Source organism: Dysgonomonas sp. GY75 (assembly GCF_015234155.1).
GTDB classification, from domain to species: Bacteria; Bacteroidota; Bacteroidia; order Bacteroidales; family Dysgonomonadaceae; genus Dysgonomonas; species Dysgonomonas gadei.
In genome coordinates, this window is record NZ_JADCLQ010000044.1 from 36123 (window position 1) to 62286 (window position 26164).

At 40.0% G+C, this 26164-nt stretch carries 15 protein-coding genes and 1 tRNA gene; 7 read left to right on the forward strand and 9 right to left on the reverse strand.

The annotated features are described in order from the left end of the window. Nucleotides 1–5 precede the first annotated feature (5 nt). A complete protein-coding gene (locus IR083_RS16830; protein WP_006801663.1) occupies nt 6–890 on the reverse strand; it encodes an alpha/beta hydrolase in 885 nt (294 codons plus the stop codon). 975 nt (nt 891–1865) lie between these two features. On the opposite strand from IR083_RS16830, the gene IR083_RS16835 reads away from it, so the two are divergent. Next, nucleotides 1866–2549, forward strand: coding sequence for a response regulator transcription factor (locus IR083_RS16835; protein WP_194225194.1), 684 nt, complete (start codon nt 1866–1868; stop codon nt 2547–2549). A 9-nt stretch (nt 2550–2558) separates the two neighbouring features. Then, complete coding sequence (locus tag IR083_RS16840; RefSeq protein WP_194225195.1) at nt 2559–3902, forward strand: sensor histidine kinase; 1344 nt, start codon at nt 2559–2561, stop codon at nt 3900–3902. A gap of 192 nt (nt 3903–4094) precedes the next feature. On the opposite strand, the gene IR083_RS16845 is transcribed toward IR083_RS16840, so the two are convergent. After that, the gene (locus tag IR083_RS16845; protein WP_006801005.1) at nt 4095–5930 is read right to left on the reverse strand and encodes a DEAD/DEAH box helicase; all 1836 of its coding nucleotides are present in this window, start codon (nt 5928–5930) and stop codon (nt 4095–4097) included. Between the two features lie 259 nt (nt 5931–6189). Between IR083_RS16845 and IR083_RS24675 the strand changes: the two genes are divergently transcribed. Beyond that, complete coding sequence (locus IR083_RS24675) at nt 6190–7212, forward strand: FKBP-type peptidyl-prolyl cis-trans isomerase (protein WP_194225196.1); 1023 nt, start codon at nt 6190–6192, stop codon at nt 7210–7212. Between the two features lie 89 nt (nt 7213–7301). Here the strand turns inward: IR083_RS24675 and IR083_RS16855 are convergent, their stop codons facing one another. Further along, nucleotides 7302–9797, reverse strand: coding sequence for a sugar-binding domain-containing protein (locus IR083_RS16855; protein WP_194225197.1), 2496 nt, complete (start codon nt 9795–9797; stop codon nt 7302–7304). 630 nt (nt 9798–10427) lie between these two features. Beyond that, a complete protein-coding gene (locus IR083_RS16860; RefSeq protein ID WP_194225198.1) occupies nt 10428–14486 on the reverse strand; it encodes a two-component regulator propeller domain-containing protein in 4059 nt (1352 codons plus the stop codon). 340 nt (nt 14487–14826) lie between these two features. Between IR083_RS16860 and IR083_RS16865 the strand changes: the two genes are divergently transcribed. From IR083_RS16865 to IR083_RS16880, 4 genes are all read left to right on the forward strand, one after another. Then, complete coding sequence (locus IR083_RS16865; RefSeq protein ID WP_194225199.1) at nt 14827–16293, forward strand: hypothetical protein; 1467 nt, start codon at nt 14827–14829, stop codon at nt 16291–16293. A 35-nt stretch (nt 16294–16328) separates the two neighbouring features. Then, nucleotides 16329–19367 carry a SusC/RagA family TonB-linked outer membrane protein gene (locus IR083_RS16870; RefSeq protein WP_194225200.1) on the forward strand — a complete coding sequence of 1013 codons (3039 nt, stop codon included), beginning with the start codon at nt 16329–16331 and terminating at the stop codon, nt 19365–19367. Nucleotides 19368–19380: 13 nt separating this feature from the next. Beyond that, nucleotides 19381–20958, forward strand: a complete 1578-nt coding sequence (locus IR083_RS16875) for a RagB/SusD family nutrient uptake outer membrane protein (protein WP_194225201.1) — start codon at nt 19381–19383, stop codon at nt 20956–20958. Between the two features lie 95 nt (nt 20959–21053). Then, a complete protein-coding gene (locus IR083_RS16880; RefSeq protein WP_194225202.1) occupies nt 21054–22667 on the forward strand; it encodes a glycoside hydrolase in 1614 nt (537 codons plus the stop codon). 110 nt (nt 22668–22777) lie between these two features. On the opposite strand, the gene IR083_RS16885 is transcribed toward IR083_RS16880, so the two are convergent. The 5 genes from IR083_RS16885 to IR083_RS16905 all read right to left on the reverse strand — a co-directional run bounded on the left by IR083_RS16885 (nt 22778) and on the right by IR083_RS16905 (nt 26066). Further along, on the reverse strand, nt 22778–23083 hold the full coding sequence (locus tag IR083_RS16885) for a hypothetical protein (protein ID WP_006800997.1): 306 nt from the start codon (nt 23081–23083) through the stop codon (nt 22778–22780). 327 nt (nt 23084–23410) lie between these two features. Next, nucleotides 23411–23484: transfer RNA gene (locus IR083_RS16890), tRNA-Ile, on the reverse strand. Between the two features lie 115 nt (nt 23485–23599). After that, complete coding sequence (locus tag IR083_RS16895) at nt 23600–24307, reverse strand: CDP-alcohol phosphatidyltransferase family protein (protein WP_006800996.1); 708 nt, start codon at nt 24305–24307, stop codon at nt 23600–23602. A gap of 4 nt (nt 24308–24311) precedes the next feature. Further along, entirely contained in the window at nt 24312–24974 is a 663-nt protein-coding gene (locus tag IR083_RS16900) for a phosphatidylserine decarboxylase family protein (protein WP_006800995.1), read from the reverse strand. Between the two features lie 153 nt (nt 24975–25127). Continuing rightward, nucleotides 25128–26066 carry a ribose-phosphate pyrophosphokinase gene (locus IR083_RS16905; protein WP_006800994.1) on the reverse strand — a complete coding sequence of 313 codons (939 nt, stop codon included), beginning with the start codon at nt 26064–26066 and terminating at the stop codon, nt 25128–25130. Nucleotides 26067–26164 lie beyond the last annotated feature (98 nt).

The window sequence follows — 26164 nt, forward strand, 5'->3', positions numbered from 1 at the left end:
AAATATTATTGTTTGTTTTGTATATCTTTCAGCCACATAGCCAACAAGTCGAGCATTTGTGTATGATATTTGAAATTCTCTCTCATACCCCAGCCATGCCCGCCTTCGGGGAATATATACATTGTTGCCGGCACATCATTATGTTTCAGAGCGTCGTAATATAATATGCTATTAGCCGGCGGGACCGCCTTGTCGTCATCACTCAATAACAATATTGCAGGCGGAGTGTTCACATTTACCTGCTTTTCGTTCGAAAAAGTATGCACATCGGTAACAGAAGGCTTATCTCCTAACAGATTTAACTTGGAACCTCCATGCGTAGCCACTTCCATTGTGATAACGGGATAGAAAAGGATTGAAAAGTCAGGCCTTGTGCTTGTACCCTCTATCGCATAATGGGTGGAGGCTGTCGCAGCCAGATGTCCGCCTGCAGAAAAACCCGCAATACCTATTTTATTGACACCGATACCAAGTTCACCAGCATGTTCACGCATATAACGGATTGCCTGTTGTGCATCATCCAGTGGTATTTCTTTATGTTTATTTGGCATTCGGTATTTTAATATAGCGGCAGTTATTCCCTGACCGCTCAACCATTGCGCAAACTGCACACCCTCATGCTCAATAGCCAGTCCGGCATATCCTCCTCCGGGACATATCACAACAGCTAATCCTGCGCTTTTTTCTTTGTCGGGCTGGTAGATCGAAAGTTCAGGAGAAGATACATTTATAACCCAGCCTCCATCTCTCTCATATTTCTCTGCTTCTGTTATTTCATTACTTGTCGGAGGATTTGCACTCCATAACTTAACGGTCTTTTGAGCATTCATATTTACACATGTAAATAGCAGCAAAGTACTTGCTACTAATAATCGACGGGTGTTTATCATTTTGATCAAATTTTAAAAATCAGATTTTTCAAAGATAGATATTTTAAGGTTTAAATCAAAAATGTAATAAGCAGAACGAATGATAATATCTCTTGAAAAATTTATCTATGTATGTAGCTGTTAGCCTTTAGCTGATAGCTTGTAGCTCTTTGAAGTATTGGTATAAGTAATAAGTTTTAAGTACTAAGTTGAAAGTTATATGAGATACGAGTAGACAAACACAAATTGTTTACTGCTATCTGTTTACTGTTTACTGAAAAAGGTGTAACCTTTGTTACCTTTTATTTTTAACCACAGAGTAAACGGAGTAGCACGGAGTCTTTAGAAGAAAAAGTGACAATAAAAATTGTGTAAAAAGTCGTCAGGTTTGTCAGGTTTTGTACATAAGCTATCGGCTAACAGCTATCAGCTAATAGCTAAAAATGCGTTACCTTTGTTACCTTTTAACAAGTAGTAAGTTGAAAGTTATATGAGATACGAGTAGACAAGAAACAAGTTGTTAACTGACGACTATTCACTGGTGAGAGTCTTCGCTCTGCTCAGCAAGCTAATTATTAATTATTCATTCTTAATTGTTTTCCGTGTTACCTTCGTTACTTTTCACCCATACACTGTTAACGAATATAAAAACGACAAGTAAAAAATAGAAAAAAACTGTCAGATGTGTCAGGTTTTAACGAAATATAGTTAATAAATATAAGTATTACAATGAATTATAAATTGGACTTTGCGACTTAGCGTCTTTGCATGAGAATACTGTTGACTGATGACTGTTCACTGATAACTGACAAGCCAATTATTAATTTTTCATTCTTAATTATTAATTATTTTCAGTGTTACCTTTGCCTCCTTTTTTACTATTGAACAATAAGCATAACTAATTGACTGCACAGAAGAACAATTGAACGTTTTAATTCAATATAAGATTTGCATTAATTGAAAATGGTTACTTTTATAATTCTAAAACTATGTGTTATGGAGATTTTATTAATAGAGGACAATCACCGCATCAGTGAATTTGTAGTGAAAGGTCTGGAAGAAACCGGATATTCTGTTGTTCTAGCCGAAAACGGAGTAGATGCACGCAGCCTGATCAGCGAGAAAGAGTGGAGCCTGATTTTGCTGGACATTATGTTACCGGATATAGATGGTATCGAATTATTACAATATACGCGTTATAAAAAGATCAACACCCCCATACTTGTCATCAGTGCCTTAGGTGACGCAGAGGACAAAATCAGGGCGCTGGACTGTGGAGCAGATGATTACCTGACCAAACCGTTTCTCCTCAGGGAACTGATAGCTCATATCAACGCATTGACCCGTAGGGCAGGATTAAAGTATGATGTTGCATCCGATGTACTGGAATGTGACGATCTTAAGCTATTTAAAGACAGGCACCGGGTAGAAAGAGGAGGTGAAGAGATTAAACTTACAATGCAGGAATTCAAATTATTGAAATTACTGATGGAAAATAAGGATAAAGTATTATCCCGCGCCCAATTGCTGGATACCGTATGGGGTGTAAACTACGATACGAATACGAATGTGGTGGATGTATACATTTCGTACCTGCGGAATAAGATAGATGCGAATGGACATGTAAAGCTTATCAAAACAGTAAAGGGACGGGGGTATATGATAGAAACTTATGATTAGAGGTATCACATGAAAGTAAAAAATCGCCTGAGCCTGTATTGTTCGCTTATCTTTGGTATAATCTTCGCTATTATATCCCTGCTTATATACGGTTTGTTCTACAACAACACAAAAAAGTCCATTTATAGTAATCTTGAAAAAACGGCTCATATATCGGCTTTGTTCTACCTTGAGGAGGACGAATTAAACGACAGAGAGTTTGCAAAGATTAAGGCACAGTTTGAAGAAATGGTAACCGACTCATATTATCAGGTATATGACATGCACAATAATATAGCATATGGCGTCGGTGTATCCGATATCCCTGTTTCTATTCTGGATAAGATACGGCTCAACAGGCATTTGTCTTTCACTATAGACGAATATCTTTGCTATGGCATATTCTATGAAGATAATCAGGGAGACTTTGTCGTTATCGCCAAAGTGCCCGAAAGCGGACTTACCGAACAGGTGAATCTATTGTTGTGGATATTGATCGCATCCTTTGTTATCGGACTTTTAGCTATTGTCCTCCTCAGCCGCTGGGTATCGCGCATCGCATACCGTCCGTTTAGTGATGTGATAAGCCAGGTGAAAAACATATCTACAAAAAACCTGAATGTCCGTATACAATCGCCTGATACGAAAGATGAATTGCAGAACCTCACAGAAACATTCAACGATTTACTGGCAAAGATATCCGAGACTGTTATCATCCAAAAAAATTTTGTAAGGTATGTCTCCCACGAATTTAAGACTCCATTAGCTTCCATGATGGGTAATGTCGATTTGTTTTCTATAAAAGACCGCAGCCCTGAAGAATACCGGCAACTGTCAGGAAAGCTTATCGAGCAGATAGTACAGATGGAAGAGATACTGGACACTCTCATTATCATCTCCGACCTGAAGAAGGATGAAAAGGAAGCCTCTTGTATGCGAATAGACGAACTGATCTGGGAGATTATAAGCAAGATGAAAAGCCTGTATCCCAGTTCTAAGATTCTGGTCAATATGGATATACAGCCGGAAGATGAGCAATTGATGTCTATTGATAAGGACAGGACCCAATTACTGATTGCTTTATTCAATCTGGTGGAGAACGCGGTGAAGTATTCTTCTAAAGAAAATGTCACCATACATATGTACAAGAAATCTGACAGACTATGCTTATCCATTGCCGACAAGGGTATTGGTATTCCATCGGACCAACTGGCAGATATCAGTAGACCTTTTTATCGGGCTGATAATACGAACGAGGTGCAAGGTAGCGGTATCGGACTGTCGATAGCCTTACGCATACTAGACAAAAACGGGATTGAATATAAGATAGAATCAGAGATCGATACAGGGACTACAGTCTCACTCTTATTCTAGTTTCAGTGCTTATCTATTTTTATATGGAATCAATGCTTCGATATAAGAAAAGAATGGTCGAGTTTCTATTACAGACAGTATTAAGGGATAAGACTATCAAATAAGAAATCGCTATATAAAGAAACGTCAGCCACTTATCCTGTATCGATAAGACAACTGACGTATATATATAAATGTTAACTTAGTCTCCTATCAGGAAAACTTCGGTTTGCGTCCACCTTTTCGATGTCCTTTGTCCGACGGTTTTGACGATTTGAAATCCGAGTTTCTTTTCGATCCCTTATCAGGACGCGAAGATCCACTGTTTCCTCGATAGCCGCCACCTCTTTCGAAACGGGAAGCCCCGGAATTCCCCCGGTCTCCACCTCCGCCACCTTGGGCAACTTCTACAGATATGCGACGACCGTTTTGTTCCTGACGGCTCATTGCGCTTATCACTTTCTGAGCATCCTTTTCCGGTACCTCAAAGAAAGAGAAATTTTGCATGATGTCGATACGTCCGATATTCACCTTCTCAGGAACGAAATCGTTTACCAATCCCATAAGTGTTGCCGGATTTACACTGTCTGTACGACCGATATTAATGAAAAGACGAGAGTATCCCTTTTCCGCACCGCGGCTACCTCCCGAAGAACGATCAGAACGTTCACGGTCTTTACGCCGAGGATATGACTTGTCGTCTCCTTTGGAGAAGCGGTCGGAAGGAGTCTCTATCTCATCCGCATCGCGATAATAGTCGATCAAGCGGTTAAATTCAAGAGCCACAACACGTTTTATAATATCTTCTTTTTCCAGCCAGTCGAGTTTCCTGTACACAGATGGGAGAAGGTTCGATATTTCATCTTCGTTCACCTTTACTTTCTCTATTCTGTCAACAAGACTGAACAATTGCTTTTCGCAAATGGCTTCTCCCGAAGGAATTACTCCCTGCTCGAATTTCTTATTGATGATTTTCTCAATTTCCCGGATTTTACCCTTCTCTTTTACATGGACAATAGAGATTGATGTCCCCGTTTTACCAGCACGGCCAGTACGTCCGCTACGGTGGGTATATGATTCTATATCGTCAGGCAATCCGTAATTGATAACATGCGTAAGACTGTCAACGTCCAGTCCGCGGGCAGCTACATCGGTCGCAACCAGTAACTGAATATTATGAATGCGGAATTTCTGCATCACATAGTCGCGCTGTGCCTGAGATAGATCACCATGCAGGGAGTCGGCATTGTATCCATCCTGTATCAGTTTGTCGGCAATCTCCTGTGTTTCGCGGCGGGTACGGCAGAAAATGATACCGTATATATTCGGATAATAGTCGGCTATACGTTTTAGCGCCAGATATTTATCCTTTGCATGTACCATATAATATACATGCTTTACGTTGTTCGAGCCTTCATTCTTACGGCCAATCGTAATCTCTTTAGGGCTTTGCATGTATTTTTTGGTAATCTTAGCAATCTCCTTTGGCATTGTTGCCGAGAAAAGGAGCATTACTCTTTCGTCAGGCACTTTAGATAGTATTTCATCGATACTTTCCGTAAAGCCCATATTCAGCATTTCATCTGCCTCATCTAGCACAACATATTTTATGTTCTTCAAATCTACCGTTTTACGGTTGATAAGATCTATCAGACGCCCCGGAGTAGCAACGATAATTTGTACTCCCCTTTTCAGAGATTTAATCTGGCTCTCGATGCTTGACCCTCCATATACAGGAAGTACTCTCAGATTATCAATATACTTTGAATAATCTGCCAGATCACCTGCTATCTGTAAGCACAGCTCACGGGTAGGACACAGTATCAATGCCTGAGGTACGTTTTCTTTTACTTCGATTTTTTGTAGGACAGGTAACCCAAAAGCCGCTGTTTTGCCGGTTCCTGTTTGCGCCAATGCAATTATGTCGCTTGTTTCGCCCAGCAGGTATGGAATCACTTCTTCTTGCACGGGCATGGGATTCTCGTAACCCATTTCTTCGATCGCTTTGCGGATATTCGCTGCAACCCCTAATTCTTCAAATGTTTTCATTAAAAATTATAAATATTCTTATGTGGTAATTAACCCTTCAACAGGCCTACTCCCACCCCAAAGAATATTCGACATAAGAGAGTCAGCCGTTAAGGACGCGCAAAGGTAGTGATTAGTTTTCAAGTTTTTACAAGATTTCACAATAAGTTTATTGAAGTTACGATATAGACGGATAAAAAATACTACTTTTGCATCTCGATATAATATACACATTCTCAGAAACTATAAACATAGAACATCAACAAATAAAATTAGTCATATGAAGAAATTATTACTATTCTCTTTGGTTGCATGCGCAGTATTAAGTCCGAAAGGTCTGCTTGCGCAGAAAAAAACAACCCCTAAGAAAATCGTGGCGGTAGAGCCTGTTCTCAGCACTCAGGCTGATACCATATCTTATGCCCTCGGTGTAAACATGGTACAAAGCGGGTTGAAACCTTATCTGTCACAAATGGGAGTTATAGCAGATACCGCTGCGGTGAGAGCTGACTATACATCCAAAATAGAAAAAGAGGCTGATGCCGCAAAGCAAAGTAAACTGAAGGCGGAAATGGCCTCCAAGTTAGATTCCCTGACGAAAGCCAATGCAGCCAATTTAGAAGAGTTTTTGGTCGGTTTTGCGCAAACGATAAAACAAGATAAAAGTAAATCGGCATTCAATTCAGGGGTGGCTATCGGCAGCCAGCTTTCGACTATGACCGATAATTTCTCGAAAGAAATACTAGGCGGACCCGGCAAACTGAATATCGACGCCTTTGTTTCAGCTTTTTCCAATAGCCTGAAAGATGAAAAACTACTCATAGAAGGATCAGAAGGTATTATACAGGATGCCGCTCAAAAAGCACAGGAGGTAAACGAAGCAAAGAAAGCGGAGGAAATGAAATCCGAATATGCCAGCCAGATTGCCGAAGGTGATAAATTTATGGCAGAAAATAAGACTGCGAGCGGAGTGGTGACATTGCCTAGCGGCTTACAGTATAAGATAATAACTGAAGGAACAGGAGCTAAACCAACAGCAGCAGATCGCGTGACAGTTCACTATAAAGGTACATTGCTCGACGGAACTGTATTCGACAGCAGTATTGAAAGAGGAGAACCTGCTACATTTGGCGTAGGACAAGTAATTAAGGGATGGACAGAAGCTTTGATGTTGATGCCTGTAGGCTCAAAATGGATGTTGTATATCCCTTACGATTTAGCTTATGGAGCGAGAGAACAAGGTTCTATAAAGCCTTTCTCCAACCTTATCTTCGAAGTGGAATTGATCGATATTCCTAAATAAGCTAGTAATAAGATGTACGATAGAAAATGGCGTCGGTAATTGAATTACCGACGCCATTTTTACTATAAACAGATTGATTATATATTGTCTTATTTAAGCCGGATTGTCTCTTCCACTGACTTCAGCCAAGGCGAGGTGAACTGGACTTTAATTTCTCCCTGCTCGCCTGTTGTCTGTATATAAGCGAGTATATGACCATGGAAGACACGGTGTCTGTTATCCGTATAATCACTCATATCTTCGTTATTGCTGGCTTCCAGTCCGAGCAGTTTCGCAGGGCCGATTATACGGCAGGTAACTTCATTATCAGACAACATCACAGGCACACCATTCTCGTCCACTACCTGTACAACGATCTGAGCAAGGCCTTTGTCTTTACAGATTTCTTTCTCCGATTGTACGATAGTCAATGCATACGGCTGTCCGGAAGATTGTATGGCATAACGTGCTGTTTCATTACCATTTTTATCCATTCCTATAACCTCCAGTTTACCTGCCTGATAAGGGATATCCCAGTAGATAATACCTGTATTATCGTCATAATCTTTTGTCTGGCCTACTTCTTTTCCATTCAGTTCCAGTCTGGCTTTCGCCGCATTGGTATAGCTTACTACACGGATAGATTGTCCTTCCTGATAGTTCCAGATAGGCCATGCATCCATCGATGGGGTTTTCTCTTCGTAGTTACCGTCATTTTCAGCATCCAGCTGAGACCATACATCTTTCATCTGGCTTTTGCTACCTTTGCCCGGTGTAGGATAAGTTCCCAGATAAGCCATCGGTTTATCCGACCAAAGCGATTGACGGAAATAGCCTCTTGGTTTAATAAAGCCTCCGAAATCAAGCAGTCCCGAATAAAAGCCTCTTGATGGCCAGCGTCCCGATTCTCCCAGATAATCTATACCCGTCCACAAGAATTGTCCGAAGATATATTCATTATCCCTTGCTGCTTTCCACGCACTTAGTTCATGCCGGTTTTCACTGCCGTAGATTACCCTCTCAGGATATGCCTGGTGATCTTTTGCATACATCCCTTCAGTATAGTTGTATCCTGCGATATCCAATGCTCCGGGATATGCAGTCTGATTAGACATGGCTACTCCGGCCAATCCGGCTGTTGTAGGACGTGATGTATCATATTTCTTAACTACTGCCACCAGTCGTTTGGCTATATCACCCAAGCGCATGGCATCAGGCGCGTCTTTCTTATATCCTCCAAACATTGCCTGAGTAAAGCCTGTTGCTGCTCCACCATCCAATACCGGATGAGAATAAGGATCGTTCGGATAATCTACTTCATTGCCGATACTCCATGCGAATACGGATATATGATTACGGTCGCGGAGGACAACATCGGCTAAGTCTTTTTCTCCCCATTCTCCAAAATAATCGAAATTACCTTGAAATCCGGGAGTTCCCACATTCCAGCCTTCGAGCCATTTGCGTTTAGGGAATTCCCATTCGTCATAGGCTTCATTGAGTACCAATAGTCCTAGTTCATCGCACAAGCTATATAGATCCGGTGCCTGAGGATTGTGGCTGGTACGGATAGCATTCACCCCTATCTCTTTCAGTGTAAGCAATCTGCGTTTCCACACATCTTTTGGCACAGCCGAGCCTAATACGCCCGCATCGTGGTGGATACATACGCCTTTTACCTTCATCCAGTCTCCATTCAGGGCAAATCCTTTATTCGGATCGAATGTATAGTTGCGGATACCTGTGGTAGTAGTGGTTTGGTCTATAACTTTACCATCTTTGAGTACCGTCGTCTTTAATTGGTATAGATTCGGGTTATTCAAGTCCCATAACTGAGGATTGTTTACTTTCAGGTCTGCCGACACCTTATTGTTTCCGGCTGTCATTTGCAGCTTCTTCGAATCTTTTGCAACAACCTTACCGTCTGCCGACAACAACTGGTTTGTGATAGTCAGATTCGCATCTTTCACTGTAGAATTATCTATTTCCACAGACACAGATACAACGGCTTGTTTCTTAGTCACTGATTTAGGATATGCAAATACACCCCATTGTGCAATATGCAGAGGATTGGCATATACCATCCATACATTACGATAGATACCCGAACCGGTGTACCAGCGTGAGTCTGCCGACTGGCTATGGTCTGCACGAACAGCTATTACATTATCTTCCCCATATTTAATGTAGGGAGTGGCATCGTACATAAAAGAGACATAACCATTCGGACGTTTGCCTAACGACTGTCCATTGATGAACACTTCGCTGCGATTGTACACTCCTTCGAAGTACAAGTATACTTTTTCCCCTTGTTTCGATTGGGGTACGTTGATTGTCTTGCGATACCAGCCTATACCTCCGGGCAAGTAACCCGTGGCACTGGCAAGTGTAGGACTGAGCTGACCTTTCACACTCCAGTCATGGGGTAAGTCGACAGTTTTCCATCTTTTGTCATCCAACGACGGAGTCTGGCCGTCTTTGACATCATTTAAAGTAAATTTCCAGTTGGAGTTAATCTTCTCCGGTTCACCGAAACTTACCTGACCAGCTAGCGATAACGTCAGCAGGCATAGAACGGCACTCGAAAGTAATCTTGATAATTTCATGATATATTAAATTTGTTAATTTCTGCGTTAACAAAAATACAATATATGACAGAATGCAATGGGGTATAGATAGGGCAAAATAGGATAGTAAATGAGTCATATATTATAAATCCGGTTGTTCGGATAAGAAATAGACGAAAAGCAAATACAGAAAACAATGAAAAATTAATAATTGGCTTTACAGTTAACAGTAAGCAGTCATCAGTTAACAACTTGTTTCTTGTCTACTCGTATCTCATATAACTTTCAACTTACTACTTGTTAAAAAGTAACAAAGGTAACGCATTTTTAGCTGATAGCCGATAGCTTATGTACAAAACCTGACAAACCTGACGACTTTTTACACAATTTTTATTGTCACTTTTTCTTCTAAAAACTCCGTGCTACTCCGTTTACTCTGTGGTTAAAAATAAAAGGTAACAAAGGTTACACCTTTTTCAGTAAACAGTAAACAGATAGCAGTAAACAATTTGTGTTTGTCTACTCGTATCTCATATAACTTTCAACTTAGTACTTAAAACTTATTACTTATACCAATACTTCAAAGAACAACAAGCTATCAGCTAAAGGCTAACAGCTACATACATAGATAAACTTTCCGCGAAAAGATAAAACTTTCTTTACCCCCGATTACTTTCTGTTCATTATCTGTTTTATATACTCGGAGGGTACCAATCCAAATTCTTCTTTAAAGCATTGACGGAAATAAGTAACACTATTCATCCCTACCATATAGGATATTTCGGAGATAGTATATTTCCCTGTGAGAAGAAGTTGTTCTGCATTTCGTATTCTTACTTTTCTTATAAATTCGTTCGCAGACATGCCCGTCAGGGCTTTTACTTTTCGGTATAGCGTGGAATGGCTCATGTTCATTTTGTCCGCTATAAACGCAACATCTACATTGTCCGAATCCAGATTCTGCTCAATAATGGACGTTACTTTTTCTATAAACTCATTATCTATTTTGCTTATAGAGTCTATTATGATGGCATTCTTGTTTGCTGTATTATTATTTATCAATTCTGCGACCTTTCGTCTGGCTTCCAACAGATTGGTTACACGGCTATGCAGCAGGCTGGCACTGAACGGTTTTGTTATATACGACTCTACTCCAATATTATATCCTTCCGTCCGGTCCTGAATAGAATCCTTGGCAGTAAGCAGTATGATTGGTATATGACTTGTACGCACATCTTCCTTTAATATTCTGCTTAGTTCGAATCCATCCATTTCAGGCATCATGATATCGCTGATAATAATATCCGGAATATGAGTATATGCCTCTTTTAAGCCTTTCTTCCCGTTCGACGCAGTATATACTTTGTATTGCTCTGATAAGGAGTTATGGATATAATCCCTGATATCGTCATTGTCTTCGATAACCAGAATCACCTGCTTGGTATCTGTCGGCTCTGATTTTACAATCTCTCCGTTTTCTTCTATGACATCTTTGGTCGTTTTGTCCATATGTAAAGCATCCGGATAAGTATTATCCGTTACTATCCTGAAACGGAAAGACGTCCCTTCACCGGGTTTGCTTTCGACAGATATTTCTCCCTGATGTATGAAAGCAAGATTATGCACAAGAGCCAAACCGATACCTGTACCCGATACTTGCTGTTCCCTTTCGGCCTGATAATACCTGTCAAATATTTTAGGGATTGATTCCGGAGGAATACCCCTGCCTGTGTCTCTGACCTCTATTTCGGTATAGTTTACACCACTATTCTCTACGGATCTCAATATAAGGGAGATGCTACCTTTTTGGGTATATTTGAATGCGTTGGACAACAGGTTCTCCAGGATAGTCGTTATCACATCGGAATCGAAGAAAACATCTACATTTAGCGTTTCTATACTGATATTGAAAGAGATCCGTTTGTTCGTATTGAGTTCTTTATACTTCAGCCCCACTTCATGTACCAATTGAGAAATATCGCTTTTGTAGACACTTAGCCTTTTATTTTGGGTTTCTGTTTTTCGGAATTCCAGTATCTGGTTTATAAGGCTCAACAGCCGTGTAGCACTTCTGTATATGGCTGATATTTTGGATGAGTGCTTTTCCGGCAAGCCCGGATCACCATGCAGGTCTTCCAGAGGACCTAGTATGAGAGTCAGAGGAGTACGCAGTTCATGAGTTATATTTGTAAAAAAACGAAGTCTTTCATTATTTAATTCCTGTTCTTGAAGATGGTTTTTCTTTTCCAGAGTGAGAGAATTTTCCAGATCAAGTTTACGTTTATAGAAACGGAGAATAAGAATTACTATACAAAATATCGTTATAATATACAGCGCTTTAGCCCACCATGTAAGCCACAATGGCGGATTGATATTAATTGTCAGAGAGGTAATATTCTCCGACCATTCCTGATTCTTAACCCGCGATTTGATTAACAGTTCGTATGTACCGGGAGGGATGTTGCGGAACGTTACGGAGTTTTCTCCCTGTGTATTATACCACAAATCCTCCAACCCTTTGAGCATATAAGTATAGTCTACCAGATGATTGAGAGAATAATCCAATACATTGAATGATATATTGAATGTATTTTGATTATAGTTTAATTCGATCTCGGATGTAACAGGTATATCCGTATCATTATCCGATATTTTCAACTGGTCGCTATATATCTTGAAACTGGTAATGGCTGTAGGAGGTAAATCTATTTGGGTAGGCACAGCCTCAGGTTTGAAATAACAAACTCCGTTTTGTGAACCGAAGAAAATTGTTCCTTTAGAATCTTTTGTTACCGAACCACTCATAAAATCACCGAGGGGAACCCCATTGTAATGATTGTAATTGTCAAATTTATTATTACTATGTATAAAACGGCTGATTCCGCCATTGGTACTAATCCATATGTTACCATCCTTGTCTTCGGTTATGGCGCGTATATGGCTGTTTATCAGCCCGTCCTTTTCGTCAAAAACGGTATATTCATCCATTTTATCGGGAGATTTAAAATAGACAAGTCCTTCTCCCGTTGCTACCCACATCTGCCCTTTTGCGTCTTTATATATATGATCTACAGTATTGGACGGAAAGCCCCGGTCAGTCTTCAGAGTTTTGATGACTTTCAGATTCTTGTCAAGAATAGCCAGCCCTTCACCGAAAAAGCCGATCCATATTTGCCCTTTGTTGTCTCTCGATATGGCACGTACGAGATTATTGGGCAGTTCGGAATTTTCGGTGGAGAACAATTGCCGTTTTTGTGTGACTATATTATATTGATACAATCCATACGTGCACCCGATCCACATATTCTTTTCATTGTCTTCATAAAAACACCTGACATCTGTATTCTTTCCATCTATCATAAATTCAGAAACAGCCTTGCTTTGCGAATCAAATATATTCACACCTCCCCGGAAGGTGCCGAACCATAAGTTATTTTTAGAATCCCTGATCGCGGCTAATATAGCATCATCAGTTATTTTATTAGTCTTTTTATCAAAAATATGGGTTCTTTCCCCGTTTTCGAAAACATTGATTCCCCCGCCATCGGTACCTATCCATACACGGTCTTTCTCGTCAGTGCATATCCCCCATGCTATCGGGTTATTTAAAGAATTATTCAGGGTTTGTATAGGTGAGTATGACCATGTATCGAAAAAAGGTGAATAATGGCTGATGAAGTTTATCCCTCCTCCATATGTGGCAAACCAGGAATTGTTGAAAGAGTCCTGATAAATACACCGGATCGTCGGATTCGAGAATCCTTTGCTATCGTCCCGGTAAGTTATATTGCTGAAAGAAACATGCTGAGGTGTCAGGAACATGCTTTGCCTTATATCGAGGATACTTACTCCTCCTTTTTCTGTTCCTACCCATAATTTTCCGTCGCTGAGCTGATTAATGGTATATATGTAATTCGAAATCAGGGATGCCTTATTCTGAGGGTCGTGGCTGAATACAATAAACGATTCTTTCTCCGTATTAAAAAGGGCCAGTCCATTGTTCGTCCCAATCCATACATTATCATTCTTATCTACATAGATAGTCTTTACTTCATCGCCGGGCAAACTTTCCTTATCATCCGGATTATGTCTGAAATTCCTTATCTTCTTGTCTTTCAATGATAGTATGCTCAGCCCGGACGATACATGTCCGATATATAAAAATCCTTTATTGTCTTCATTTACAGACCAGACATTATCATTGACCATCCCGGGAACCGTAGACTGATTATAGTGTTCGAACGTCTTATTCTTTTTGTTAAAATATTCGACACCTCTGTAATATGTCGACAACCATAGGTTCCCGTCTTTAGAATTTGTTATATCGGTAATATCGTTTGTTATAATTCCCGATGGATTGGCAGCGTCATGTCTATAATGTGTAAATATTTCAGTATTAGAATCAAACGCATTCAGTCCTTCCCGTTGTGTTGCGATCCAGACTATATCATCATATTTGTCGGCATACACTTTATTCAGTTCGTTCCCGCTTATACTGTTACTTCCTTCAATGTTATTTTTCTTATAAACTTTACATCTATTTCCATCAAACCTATTCAATCCGGATTCGGTTGCAAACCATAAAAACCCCCTCTTGTCCTGTGTAATGCTCACAATATAATTGCTTGAAACACCATGTTCTATCCCCAGCGTTTTTATCGTATAAAGCTGAGCATAAGATGATAAAAATGACGAAAGAATAAGAAATAGTAATAAAAACGATCTCATACGGTTTATCAGACTTTGACTATTGATATCCAAATGTAATAATAATCTGATAATATAGATACCCTAATTAAGCATTGACCGATTTAGCATTCATTAATGATTAGTTTGCGTTCACGTCTGTAGTCGATCAATATATACATTTGCTGCGGGAATGTGGTGCTGGTACAATTAGAACAACCACTAACTGCGGTTTTAATTGTATTCTTCAATAAATAAGCTATAGAAAATATTTAATACAACGTATTTTATTTGTAACTGACTATTGATATTGCAGATACAGAAATAACAAATAGGTCTGAGACCTTAAATTAAAAAATTTCATAAACTAAAATCTGATTTCATGAAAACAAAAAAGTGTATTAGCTTGCTGTTGATCCTTCTATTTCTATTGAATGGATGTAGCGATGATGATGGCTATTCCGATGTAGATGGGTTACCTCCTACAATTGTTATGGGCTCTTCGAATATAAAGACAGAACCCGGCAGAGAAATTACAATCAAAGCAAAAGTAGAAGATAAAGACGGGCTTCGCTCCATCAATCTGAAAAATACGGCATTCAATCTGGATAAAACTATAGACCTTACATTAGACAGTATTGTATATTCTTTCGACCTGAACTATAAATACAAGATAGTAAAAGGCCTGGAAGGAGACAATTTCCAATTGGATGTTACCGCTACCGACCGGGGCGGACGCACCACTACAGAAACTGTACTGGTTACCATGGACGGGGATTTCACAAATCCGGTATTTACTGTATCTCCGGATGCAGCCATAACTGTTCTATTGAAAACAGAAACACGATTGAACGTTAAGTTTACAGCAGAAGATGATAAGGCATTGGATCTGGTAACAATAAACATACCTGAAATCAATTATTCGAGAGAAATCACAACCTTCACAAATTCAGGCAAGACTCTTGAATTTAATGACCCTATAACATTACCTTCGGCTGTAGCCACATATAACCTGACATTAAAAGCTGTTGACAAAGCAGGGCTGGAAACCAGCAAGACCAGTGTGATCACTGTATCGGAAATGCCGGACTTCCCTAAGATGTACCTTGCGGATGTAGCAACCGTAGCCGAGTTGAACAGTGACGTTTTTGGCGTGCCTATGCGTATAGAGCGTACTGCTGCTTATGAATATAAAGCCAATTACTATTGCCAGAAAGCAGGTACTGAGATTTTCTTCTTACCACAAAAAAGCGATTTTACCCCGATTTGTTTCGGTATCGATCCTGCCGATAACACCAAATTGACTGATGACCCTGACATTGCAGAACCTATCGTGTTAACTCAGGCGAATGTATATTATGAAATTACATTTAATGTAAAAACCGCTATTTACAAAGTCAAGACATATGCAATTGCTGATGCGATTGATCCTGTTCCTCATAAATTCGGTTCTATCAGTCTGGATACTTGGGGTGATGGCGGAAGCTGGCTTCAGGAGTTCTATTTTGGCTATATGACTTCCAACCCGAGAGAAGTAAGCCGGTTTACGCAAGATGCAACCAATCCGCACCTCTATTACCTGGCTAATCCATTGTCTTTGGAAGCAGGACAGAAAATGAATTTTGTTTTCCACAACTGGCACTCTGATGGATGGTGGAACTATTGCTCATGGCGAGTGGATAATTCGGACGAACCGGAAATATTCAATTATTATGGCGACTATAAGAACCCTGCATGGACCAAGCCTAACGGTGCTGACAACTGGGCGAAACCGACAGTAAAACAAACAGGTTCTTATAAATTATACTTTGACGCTCATCTGGGAAGAGCTAAACTTGTCCGCGAGTAAACATAAACAGAAGTAAAAAATATAAATAAATACTTATGAAAAAATATCTGATAATTCTATTATTAACCTTGCCTCTGTGTCTTATGGCACAGACCAGAGTTACACTTACCGGAAAAGTTTCGGCTGCCGACAATGAGCCTCTTATTGGCGTCACTGTAATGGAAAAAGGCACAACCAATGGAACAATGACAGACATAGATGGTAATTATACGTTGTTGAATGTTCCGGAAAATGCTACGATTGTATACTCCATGATCGGCCTTATAACCAAGGAAGTAAAGATGGACAAAGGCGGAGTTATAAATGTTGTGATGGAAGATAATACTAAGATGCTCGACGATGTAGTGGTGATTGGTTATGGCGTGGTGAAGAAAAGCGACCTGACCAGCTCAATAACTACCGTAAAAGGAGAAGCATTAAAGAACATGACATCAGGAAATGCCCTATATTCCATGCAGGGTAAAGCCAATGGTGTGCAGATCACCGGTTCTGGAGGCCCGGGAGACAATCCGCGCGTGATAATCCGTGGTGTGACCACAATAAACGGTTCCGATCCGCTGTATGTAGTGGATGGAGTACCTATGGCAGACGGAACGAACATAAATTTCCTGAATCAGAACGATATAGAAAGTATAGAAGTATTAAAGGACGCATCAGCTGCTGCAATCTATGGTACAAGGGGTTCTAATGGGGTAATTTTGGTGACTACTAAGAAAGGATCGGAAGGCAAAGTAAAATTCCAGGTGAGCGCATCTTTAGGGATGCAAACCCTGAGCAAACCCGATATGGCAAATGCTGCTACTTACGAGAAGGTATTTAAAGAACGTTACGAAAACGACAAAGCTAAAGGCGGAGGTAATGCACCTTGGGATGTTGCCGGTATCGGATCATTCTCTGATACGGATTGGTGGGATCAGACTGTTAACGATGTAGCATATACTCAATCATACAACTTTAGCTTTCAGGGAGGAACAGATAAATTTGTTTACAGTGGTAGCTTTGGATACTTCCGTCAGAATTCTCAATTCGATGTTGGTTACTGGGAACGTATTACAGGTAGATTCAATACCGAGTATAAATTCAACAGCATTGTAAAAGCCGGAATAGATTTTGCTCCCCGTTACGAAAACTGGGATGACACTCCTAACCTGTTCGATGCCATTATGCGCATGGACCCTACAACACCTGTATATAGAGCTAAAGAAGACTGGACTGCAAACGAATACAATAACTATGCCCGTTCTTATCACAATCAGGTTTGGAATCCGGCAGGAAGCATTGCCCGTCAAAATAAACACAGTAATGAATACGGACTAATGATGAACCCATATCTGAGCATCGAACCGATAAAAGGGTTGGTAGCCCGTACACAATTCAGTGTAAATGCACGCTTCAGAATGACCGACAATTATACTCCTAAATTTTACATTGATAATCTTGAGCAGAGTGAACAGAGCAAAATTGAACGCAACTCAAATCATTGGGTAGATTGGACATGGACAAATACATTGAACTATATGCGTACATTCAATGAAAAACATAATCTGAACCTGATGGGCGGTTTCACTATGGAAAAATTTGCACAATATTGGTTGACCGGATCAAGAGAGGCAGTGCCAAGCAATCACCAAGATCTTCAATATGTAAATGCAGGAACATTAAATCCTCAAGCATCCGGAACCGATGTATATACCTCCTTTCTATCTTATTTAGGACGTGTAATGTATAACTACGATAACCGCTACTATCTCACAGCTTCGATTCGGTCCGACGGTTCTTCCTTATTTCCGAAAGGAAGCAAGTATGCTACATTCCCTGCCGCATCTGTTGCATGGAGAGTTTCGGAAGAAGGCTTTATGAAAAACCAGAATATAGTGTCAAATCTGAAAGTCCGTGCAGGATGGGGACAAGTGGGAAATACCAAAATAGATCCAAATTCTTACCTGAACCTGATTGGTACATCCGACTATGTTTTCAATTCGGACCGCTATGTAGGGACTAGTATTAGTTCTGTAGGTAATACGACTTTGAAGTGGGAAAAAGTAGAAGACTACAACCTGGGAATAGACGCAGGCTTTTTAGATAACCGTCTGGATATTACAGCTGATATTTTCCTCAAAAAATCCAAAGATATGTTGATTAAACAACAAAATCTGATGGTTACAGGTTTTCCTATGTGGAATGCAGAAATGTGGTCTAATATTGGTAGTATGGAAGCCAAAGGTTGGGAATTATCTGTGAATTGGAAAGACCAGATGAGAGACTTTAATTATGAAGTTGGAGTAAACCTTTCCAGTGTAAAAAATATCGCTAAAGGTTTCGGTCTTACTACAGAATACTTAAGGGGAGGGTTCTTTAATGAATACATTATAAAGAACGAAGTAGGAGGTGAGATCAGCCGCTTTTACGGCTATGTAGCAGATGGCATTTTCCAGAATTGGACAGAGATCAATAGCCATACCAGCAACACAGGAGAATTGCTTCAGCCGGATGCTGTTCCGGGAGACATCCGCTTCAAAGATTTGAATAACGACGGAGTATTCGACGAAAAAGATAAAACATATATAGGCAGCGCTTTCCCTGATCTGATGGTTGGTTTGAACATCCGTTTGGGATATAAAAACTTTGATCTGGTATCTAATTTCTACGGTACTATCGGGAACGATATATACAATAGTGCCAAGGGTGGTTTTTATGCCGGAACAGAAGGGCAGAATGTATTTGCAGACGCATACGATAAGGCATGGAGAGGTGAAGGTACAAGCAACTATTACCCACGTCTTTCCTATACTGACGCTAACCTGAATTACCGCAGGGTTTCTTCATTCTTCGTTGAAGATGGATCATATTTCCGTTGCAAATTATTGCAGATAGGTTATACCCTGCCAACAAAAATGACAAAAGGATTAGGTATACGCCTTTCAGCATCGGCCCAAAACCTGTTTACCATCACCAGCTACTCAGGAATGGACCCTGAGCGTGCGGCTTTGGGAAGCGCATTGGAAGCCGGTATTGACAATCTGGGTTATCCTAACCCTCGCACATTCCTATTCGGTCTTAATATTAACTTTTAATCAGTAGCAAACAATGAAAAATATATTAAAAATATTTATTGGCGGGGCTCTAATACTTTCATTGGGAAGTTGTTCCGACTTTCTCGACAGGCCTGTATTAGGACAGGAGAATCTTGATACTTACTTCCAAACTGAAGAAGAGTGTCTAAAGCAGGTGGCAGGATGCTACCAGGCTATATTCTTCGATGACTGGTGGCAGATTCAGGCTCCTTATGTAGGATTCGATATGTGTACCGACGACCTTTGGTTGGGTAATACAACCCAGTCGCAGAGTGACTGGCTTAGAATGGGTCATTACGGAAACCCTAAATTTGACGGGCCTATATCAAATTTCTGGCAATACCGCTATAAAGGTATATTAAGATGTAATATTGTAATAAACAGGGTTGCAGATGCTCCGATTAAAAATGAGACTCTCCGCACAAGAATGATAGCTGAAGCTAAATTTCTTCGCGCATTCTTCTATTTCGATTTAGTAAAGAATTATGGAGGAGTACCTGTAGTGCTGGATATGCTGATGCCTGAAGAGGTACACGGAATCCAGCGTAAAAGCATTGATGAAACATATGCTCAGATAGAGCAGGACCTGAAAGATGCTGTAGCCGGATTACCTAAGAGAAGCGAGTATAGTTCATCAGACCTTGGCAGGGCTACAAAAGGTGCTGCTATGGGATATCTGGGTAAAGCTTATCTATATCAGGGCAAATACAGTGAAGCCGAAAGCCTGTTGGGTGAATTGATAGATACACAGGAATATGATTTATGTACCAACTTTAAGGATGTATGGTCTATAGATCATAACAATAGCGTAGAATCACTTTTCGAAGTACAATTCAATTCCGACATCAGCTACAACTTAGGAGGCAGGCTGCCTGTGTTTACCGGCTCTCGTGACGATTCGGGATGGTCCTGGGGCTTACCGACCAGTAATCTGGAAAAAGCATTCTTAGATGCGGGAGATACAGAACGTCTTCGCTGGACTATTGTAAAGAATGGGGATGATGTTGCCGGAGACGATTCAGATGAAGGCAAAGACTATCTGATAACTCCGTCTAAACATAAATCGGCACGTATAAACAGGAAATATTATATTCCTCACGCTCAGCGTACTACCCCATATGATGCTAATCATAACAATCTGAATCACAGATTGCTTCGTTTTGCTGATGTATTATTGATGTATGCTGAAGCAGCAAATGAAGAAGGACATGATGAAAACGCGCGTAAAGCATTGAAAAGAGTACGCGACCGTGTAGAATTACCGGAAGTAACATCATCGGGTACTGCCCTTAGAGATGCGATAAGACTGGAAAGACGCCTGGAATTAGCCCTTGAAAACCATCGCTTATACGATCTTCGCCGTTGGACAGACGACAACGGTAAAAAGGCTATCTGCAATGTCTTCGGTCAAAACGGAACATTTGTCAGATACAACTTGTATGAATCCACTGATGAATATGAATTGTCAAATCAGACTGAAAATAGCAACAAAGGGATAACATTCCAGGAAAACAGGGATTTATTATTCCCTATTCCTAATACTGAAGTTCTTTTGTCGGAAGGAAGTATTGCGCAAAACCCTAATTTCTGATTTATATATCAGACAAAAATAGTGTGCTCTTAATTCTTTATAATTTCAAATAAAGAGCACACTATTATATCTTTAATTTATTAATTAATGACATCATGAAGATTATAAAGCTGTTTTTATTTATGTGTCTGTTTCTATCATGCATTTCATGTAATGATGATCCCACCCCAACCATTGCGCCGGATACCGGAGCAGGTGAAGAAACAGAAGAAGGCAATGAAAATGTCTCCATATCGCTCAGTACAACATATCAGACCATCGAAAGTTTTGCGGCCTCCGATTGCTGGGCACCTAACTATATCGGCACTTACTGGACTGAGACCGAGAAAGAGGATATTGCTAAGTTATTATTCTCTAATAATATTACAGGCGGCAAGCCGGATGGTATCGGACTGTCCGGATGGCGTTTCAATCTGGGAGGAGGTACTGCACAACAAGGTGCAGCCAGTGGAATAGAAGAAGTTACCAGACGGGCAGAATCTTTCATGAACCCGACTGATGGAACGTTAGACTGGACAAAGCAAGCCGGACAACAATACTTCCTCGAAAAAGCAAAGAGCTATGGTTGCGAACAGTTTGTAATGTTCAGTAATACTCCTCCGGTATATCTTACCCGTAATGGAAAAGGCTTTTCTGCATCGGGAGCATATTCCAATCTGAAAGATGATGCTTATGACGACTTTGCCAATTATATTGTTTCTGCAATAGATTATTTCAAGACCAATAAGGGAATCGACTTTGATTATATAAGTCCGGTAAACGAGCCTCAATACAACTGGGAAAGCGGACAGGAAGGTTCAGGCTGGCAAAACAGTGAAATTAAGAAACTTTCTGTAGAACTTAATAATGCCATAGAGAACAAAGGGCTTAATACAAAGATATTATTGGCAGAAGCTGCCGCCTGGAATTATTTATATGAAACCGATAATGATAACGGAAGAAAGAATGTGATATATAATTTGTTCGACAATGCATCATCAAGCTATGTAGGAGATTTGAAGCATGTAGCTCCTATTGTTGCCGGTCATAGCTATTGGACCGATGGTAACTGGGAAAACCTTGTAAATGTAAGAACCACCGTTGGAACGAAAGCCAGTGCCGCCGGACTGAAAGTTTACCAGACTGAATGGAGCATGCTTGGCGACGGATACAGCAGCAGTGAGTTTGTTGGTTTCGACAATGCTTCATATATGGATATAGCCTTGTATATGTCGAAGGTTATACATTGCGACCTTGTATATGCCAATGTTTCCTCATGGTCTTATTGGACAAGTATCGACCTGGAGCGCTGGAGCCATAAGAATAGATTCTTATTGATAAAGGTAACTCCTGCCGGAGGCGATTATGGCGATATTACCCAAAGCGGGACTCATGCTGCAACCAAAACATTATGGGTGCTTGGTAACTATAGCTTGTTTATACGTCCTGACTATAAACGTGTAGAGCTGGAAATGAAGAATACATCAAAAGAATTATTCGGAAGCGCATATGTTTCGCCGGATGGAAAGAAAGTGGTGGCAGTGTACACTAATTTATCTGCAAATCGGTATGACGTGAGAGCCAAGCTGGCTAATGCGGAAATAGAATCGATAAAAATATATACTACCAGTCAGACTCAGGATTTGGAGGAAGAAAGTGTTAAAGATACGGGTAATTCTATTTTTGTAACACCGAACTCTGTTCTAACAGTGGTTTATAACTTAAAGTAAATAATAACCAATATAATAAATCTGACTTCATTGGGAATGATTCTATATCAGAATATTATTTCCCCAATGAAGTCAGATTATTTTGATACAGACTTTTCCCTTCGATAGAATTATATATTAAAAACAAATTTTCGGATAAACTCGTCTCCTTCCCATTCTTCCTTACATTTTACATGTATACCTAATATTTGCAGCAGGCGTTTTAGTTCATTGCCCATAGAATCTATATAAATCAGGCTGATCTCCTTTATCTTTAACAGCTTCGAAAAGCTACCGGTGTCGCTACTCCTTAGCTTTATACTCTCATAACCGGATACTTTATCGTTTTCCAACCTGAATACATTTACTTGCATATTCTCTTTTATTTCCTTCCCGGGTGTCCCTTTATCTGTTATTATTGCAATAGTCTTAATCATATCCTGTGTAAATTATTAAATCGTGCTTATTATTACAGACGTTTTAGCGTCCGATAATATTTTAAAGTTGTTGCTTTTTTAATAATATTTTCTTTTATCAGGCTCTATTTCTAAATGAATCTAATAAAAGCATAACAATTACTGCTAGTTTTTTAGTGCAACGCAGGGATTTTGAAAGACGGTTAGCGAGAGATAATGAATTGTTTGATAGAGTCAGGAAAGGGTTTGTAGTATGGTTTACCTCGCCCCTTGAAAACCTAGTAAATTCAGCAAAATTCAGGCAATAAAAAAGACTTACATTTTACTGCAAGTCTTTCATTTTCTATGTGGTCCCACCTGGGCTTGAACCAGGGACCCCCTGATTATGAGTCAGATGCTCTAACCAACTGAGCTATAGGACCTGATTTTCGGCGGTTATCCCGAAATCGGTTGCAATATTACTGCTTTTTACTGAAACCAGCAAACTTTTGAGCAAAAAATGCGATGAAAAATACATCTAAAATAAATACCACAGCCTTATTCCGCTTGTTTCCGGCTGTTAATGATTGACATAGCTATATATAGCAATATCCCTCCGGCAATCCCCAATATTCCAATATAAGCGACCAAAGCGATCATAAACACGATCAGAAAGTACCGATATTCGTTTCCTTTAAACTTTATGCTTTTTACTTTCAGAGAAAACATAGGAATCTCGGAGACCATCAGTGATGAGAAAACCAATATAGCTGCCAAAACGGTATACATCAACAAAGGTGTGATCATTGGAGCATCGTGAGTGAGTCCATAACAAAAACTTACCCAGAACATGGCATTCGCGGGTGTATTCAGACCTATAAAAGAGTCTGACTGGCGTTTGTCTATATTAAACTTAGCTAACCTCAACCCGGAAAAGACAGCCAGTAAAAAAGCCATATATGGCAGATATTCTATAATAACCGGATTTTGAGAAATGCGAATAGTATTCTCCGATAAGAAGTGAAATACAGCCATGCTTGGCGCCACACCGAAGCTAACCATATCGGCCAGTGAATCCAACTCCTTTCCCATAGGAGAGTATGCTTTCAGTAAGCGGGCCGAGAAACCGTCACAGAAGTCAAAGAAAGCAGCTACTATAACCCATACAACAACCCATGTATATTCTCCCTGAAAGGCCATCACTGTGGCAATACAACCGGAAAATAAATTAAAGGAAGTAAATACATTAGGGATATGTCTTTTCATTTTGTTATTTGAATTTAGCGATAACAGTTTGGTTACCTGTTACCTTCTGGTCCATTTCTACTAATATCTCGGTCCCTAAAGGAAGGTATACATCCACCCTGGAACCTAATTTAATGAAACCTAGATGCTCATCAATATGGGCGATTTCTCCTACTTGCGCATATGTAACAATACGGCGGGCCATGGCTCCTGCAACCTGGCGCAAAAGTATCTGGTGGCGGCCGTCCTCGGTTTCCATAACAACGGTCGAACGTTCATTTTCCGTACTCGATTTTGGCAGATAAGCAGCCATAAAGCGGCCGTCATGATGCTTAGACATCAGTACTTTTCCATTTATCGGATACCAATTCGCATGAACATTGAACGGTGACATAAAAATGGAAACAATTATTCGCTTATCTTTAAAATACTCACCTTCGTATACTTCTTCTATAGCTACAATTTTCCCATCTGCCGAAGCAACAATAATATCATCCGTATTTCCGGTGAATCGCCGATATGGACTTCTATAAAAGTTTAACACAATAAGGAAGAGAACGAGAGATACCCCTCCCACAAGATAAGATAGAACGGAATGATGAAAAAAATACCACAAAGCTCCATTTAGCAGAACCAATATGATAAGGTATGTTGTTAAAACGCCGCGTCCTTCGTGATGAACTTTCATTATTGTATTTTGTAAAACAATTTTATTGTAAGTTGCAAAAGTATCTTTATTTGATGATATATACAAATTTGCTATCCGAATTTTAGGGCAAACAAAAAGAGAGATTAGCTAATCTCCCTTTCTTTTAAGATTTATTAATCAGCCTTAAAGTAATTATAACACATATAAGGAACTGATAGATTCGTTCGACAGTACACGTCGTATAGCATTAGCAAAGACATCGGCTACCGATAAAATAACAACTTTTTCGCACTTCTTAGAATAAGGAATACTATCGGTAAATACCATTTCGGTAAGCCCTGACTGATCCACACGTTCCGAAGCAGGGTCAGACATCACCGCATGACTGGCAATAGCACGTACCGAGCGTGCTCCGCTGGCCATCATAATATCCGCAGCTTTGGTTATTGTTCCTGCAGTATCCACAATATCGTCCACAAGCAAGACATCCATGCCTGCAACATCTCCTATGATCTGCATTTCTGATATTTCATTCGCTTTTTTGCGCAGTTTGTAGCAAATAACCATAGGCATGCCGAAATATTTGGCATATGAACTGGCACGCTTAGTACCTCCTACATCGGGAGTCGCAATAACAAGGTTTTCGCGATCCAATGTTTTGATGTAGTCTACAAATATTGCCGAGGCATATAAATGGTCGACCGGAACATTGAAAAATCCCTGGATCTGATCAGCATGTAAATCCATAGTTATCAGTCGGCTTATACCTGATGCAGCAAGCATGTCTGCAATAAGTTTGGCTCCTATAGATACACGGGGCTTGTCTTTACGATCCTGTCTGGCCCACCCAAAATAAGGGATGACTGCGATAATAGAATGTGCAGATGCTCTTTTGGCTGCATCTATCATCAATAAAAGTTCCATAAGATTATCCGAAGACGGAAATGTAGATTGTACAAGAAATACCTGACAACCCCTGATCGACTCCTCATAAGAGACAGAAAATTCGCCGTCAGCGAAGCGCTCGATGTTCATTTTACCAAGAGGACATCCTAAACTTGTACAGATTTTTTCAGCTAAATAACGGGATTTTGTTCCCGAAAAAATTTTGAAAGGTACACTACTTTCCATTGTTTCGTTAATCTTTTAATAAATATAGGTTATTGTTTTTGTAATAAGCCGTAAAATTAGCAAAAACAAATCACTCTAACGAGTAGTAACTGCTTAAA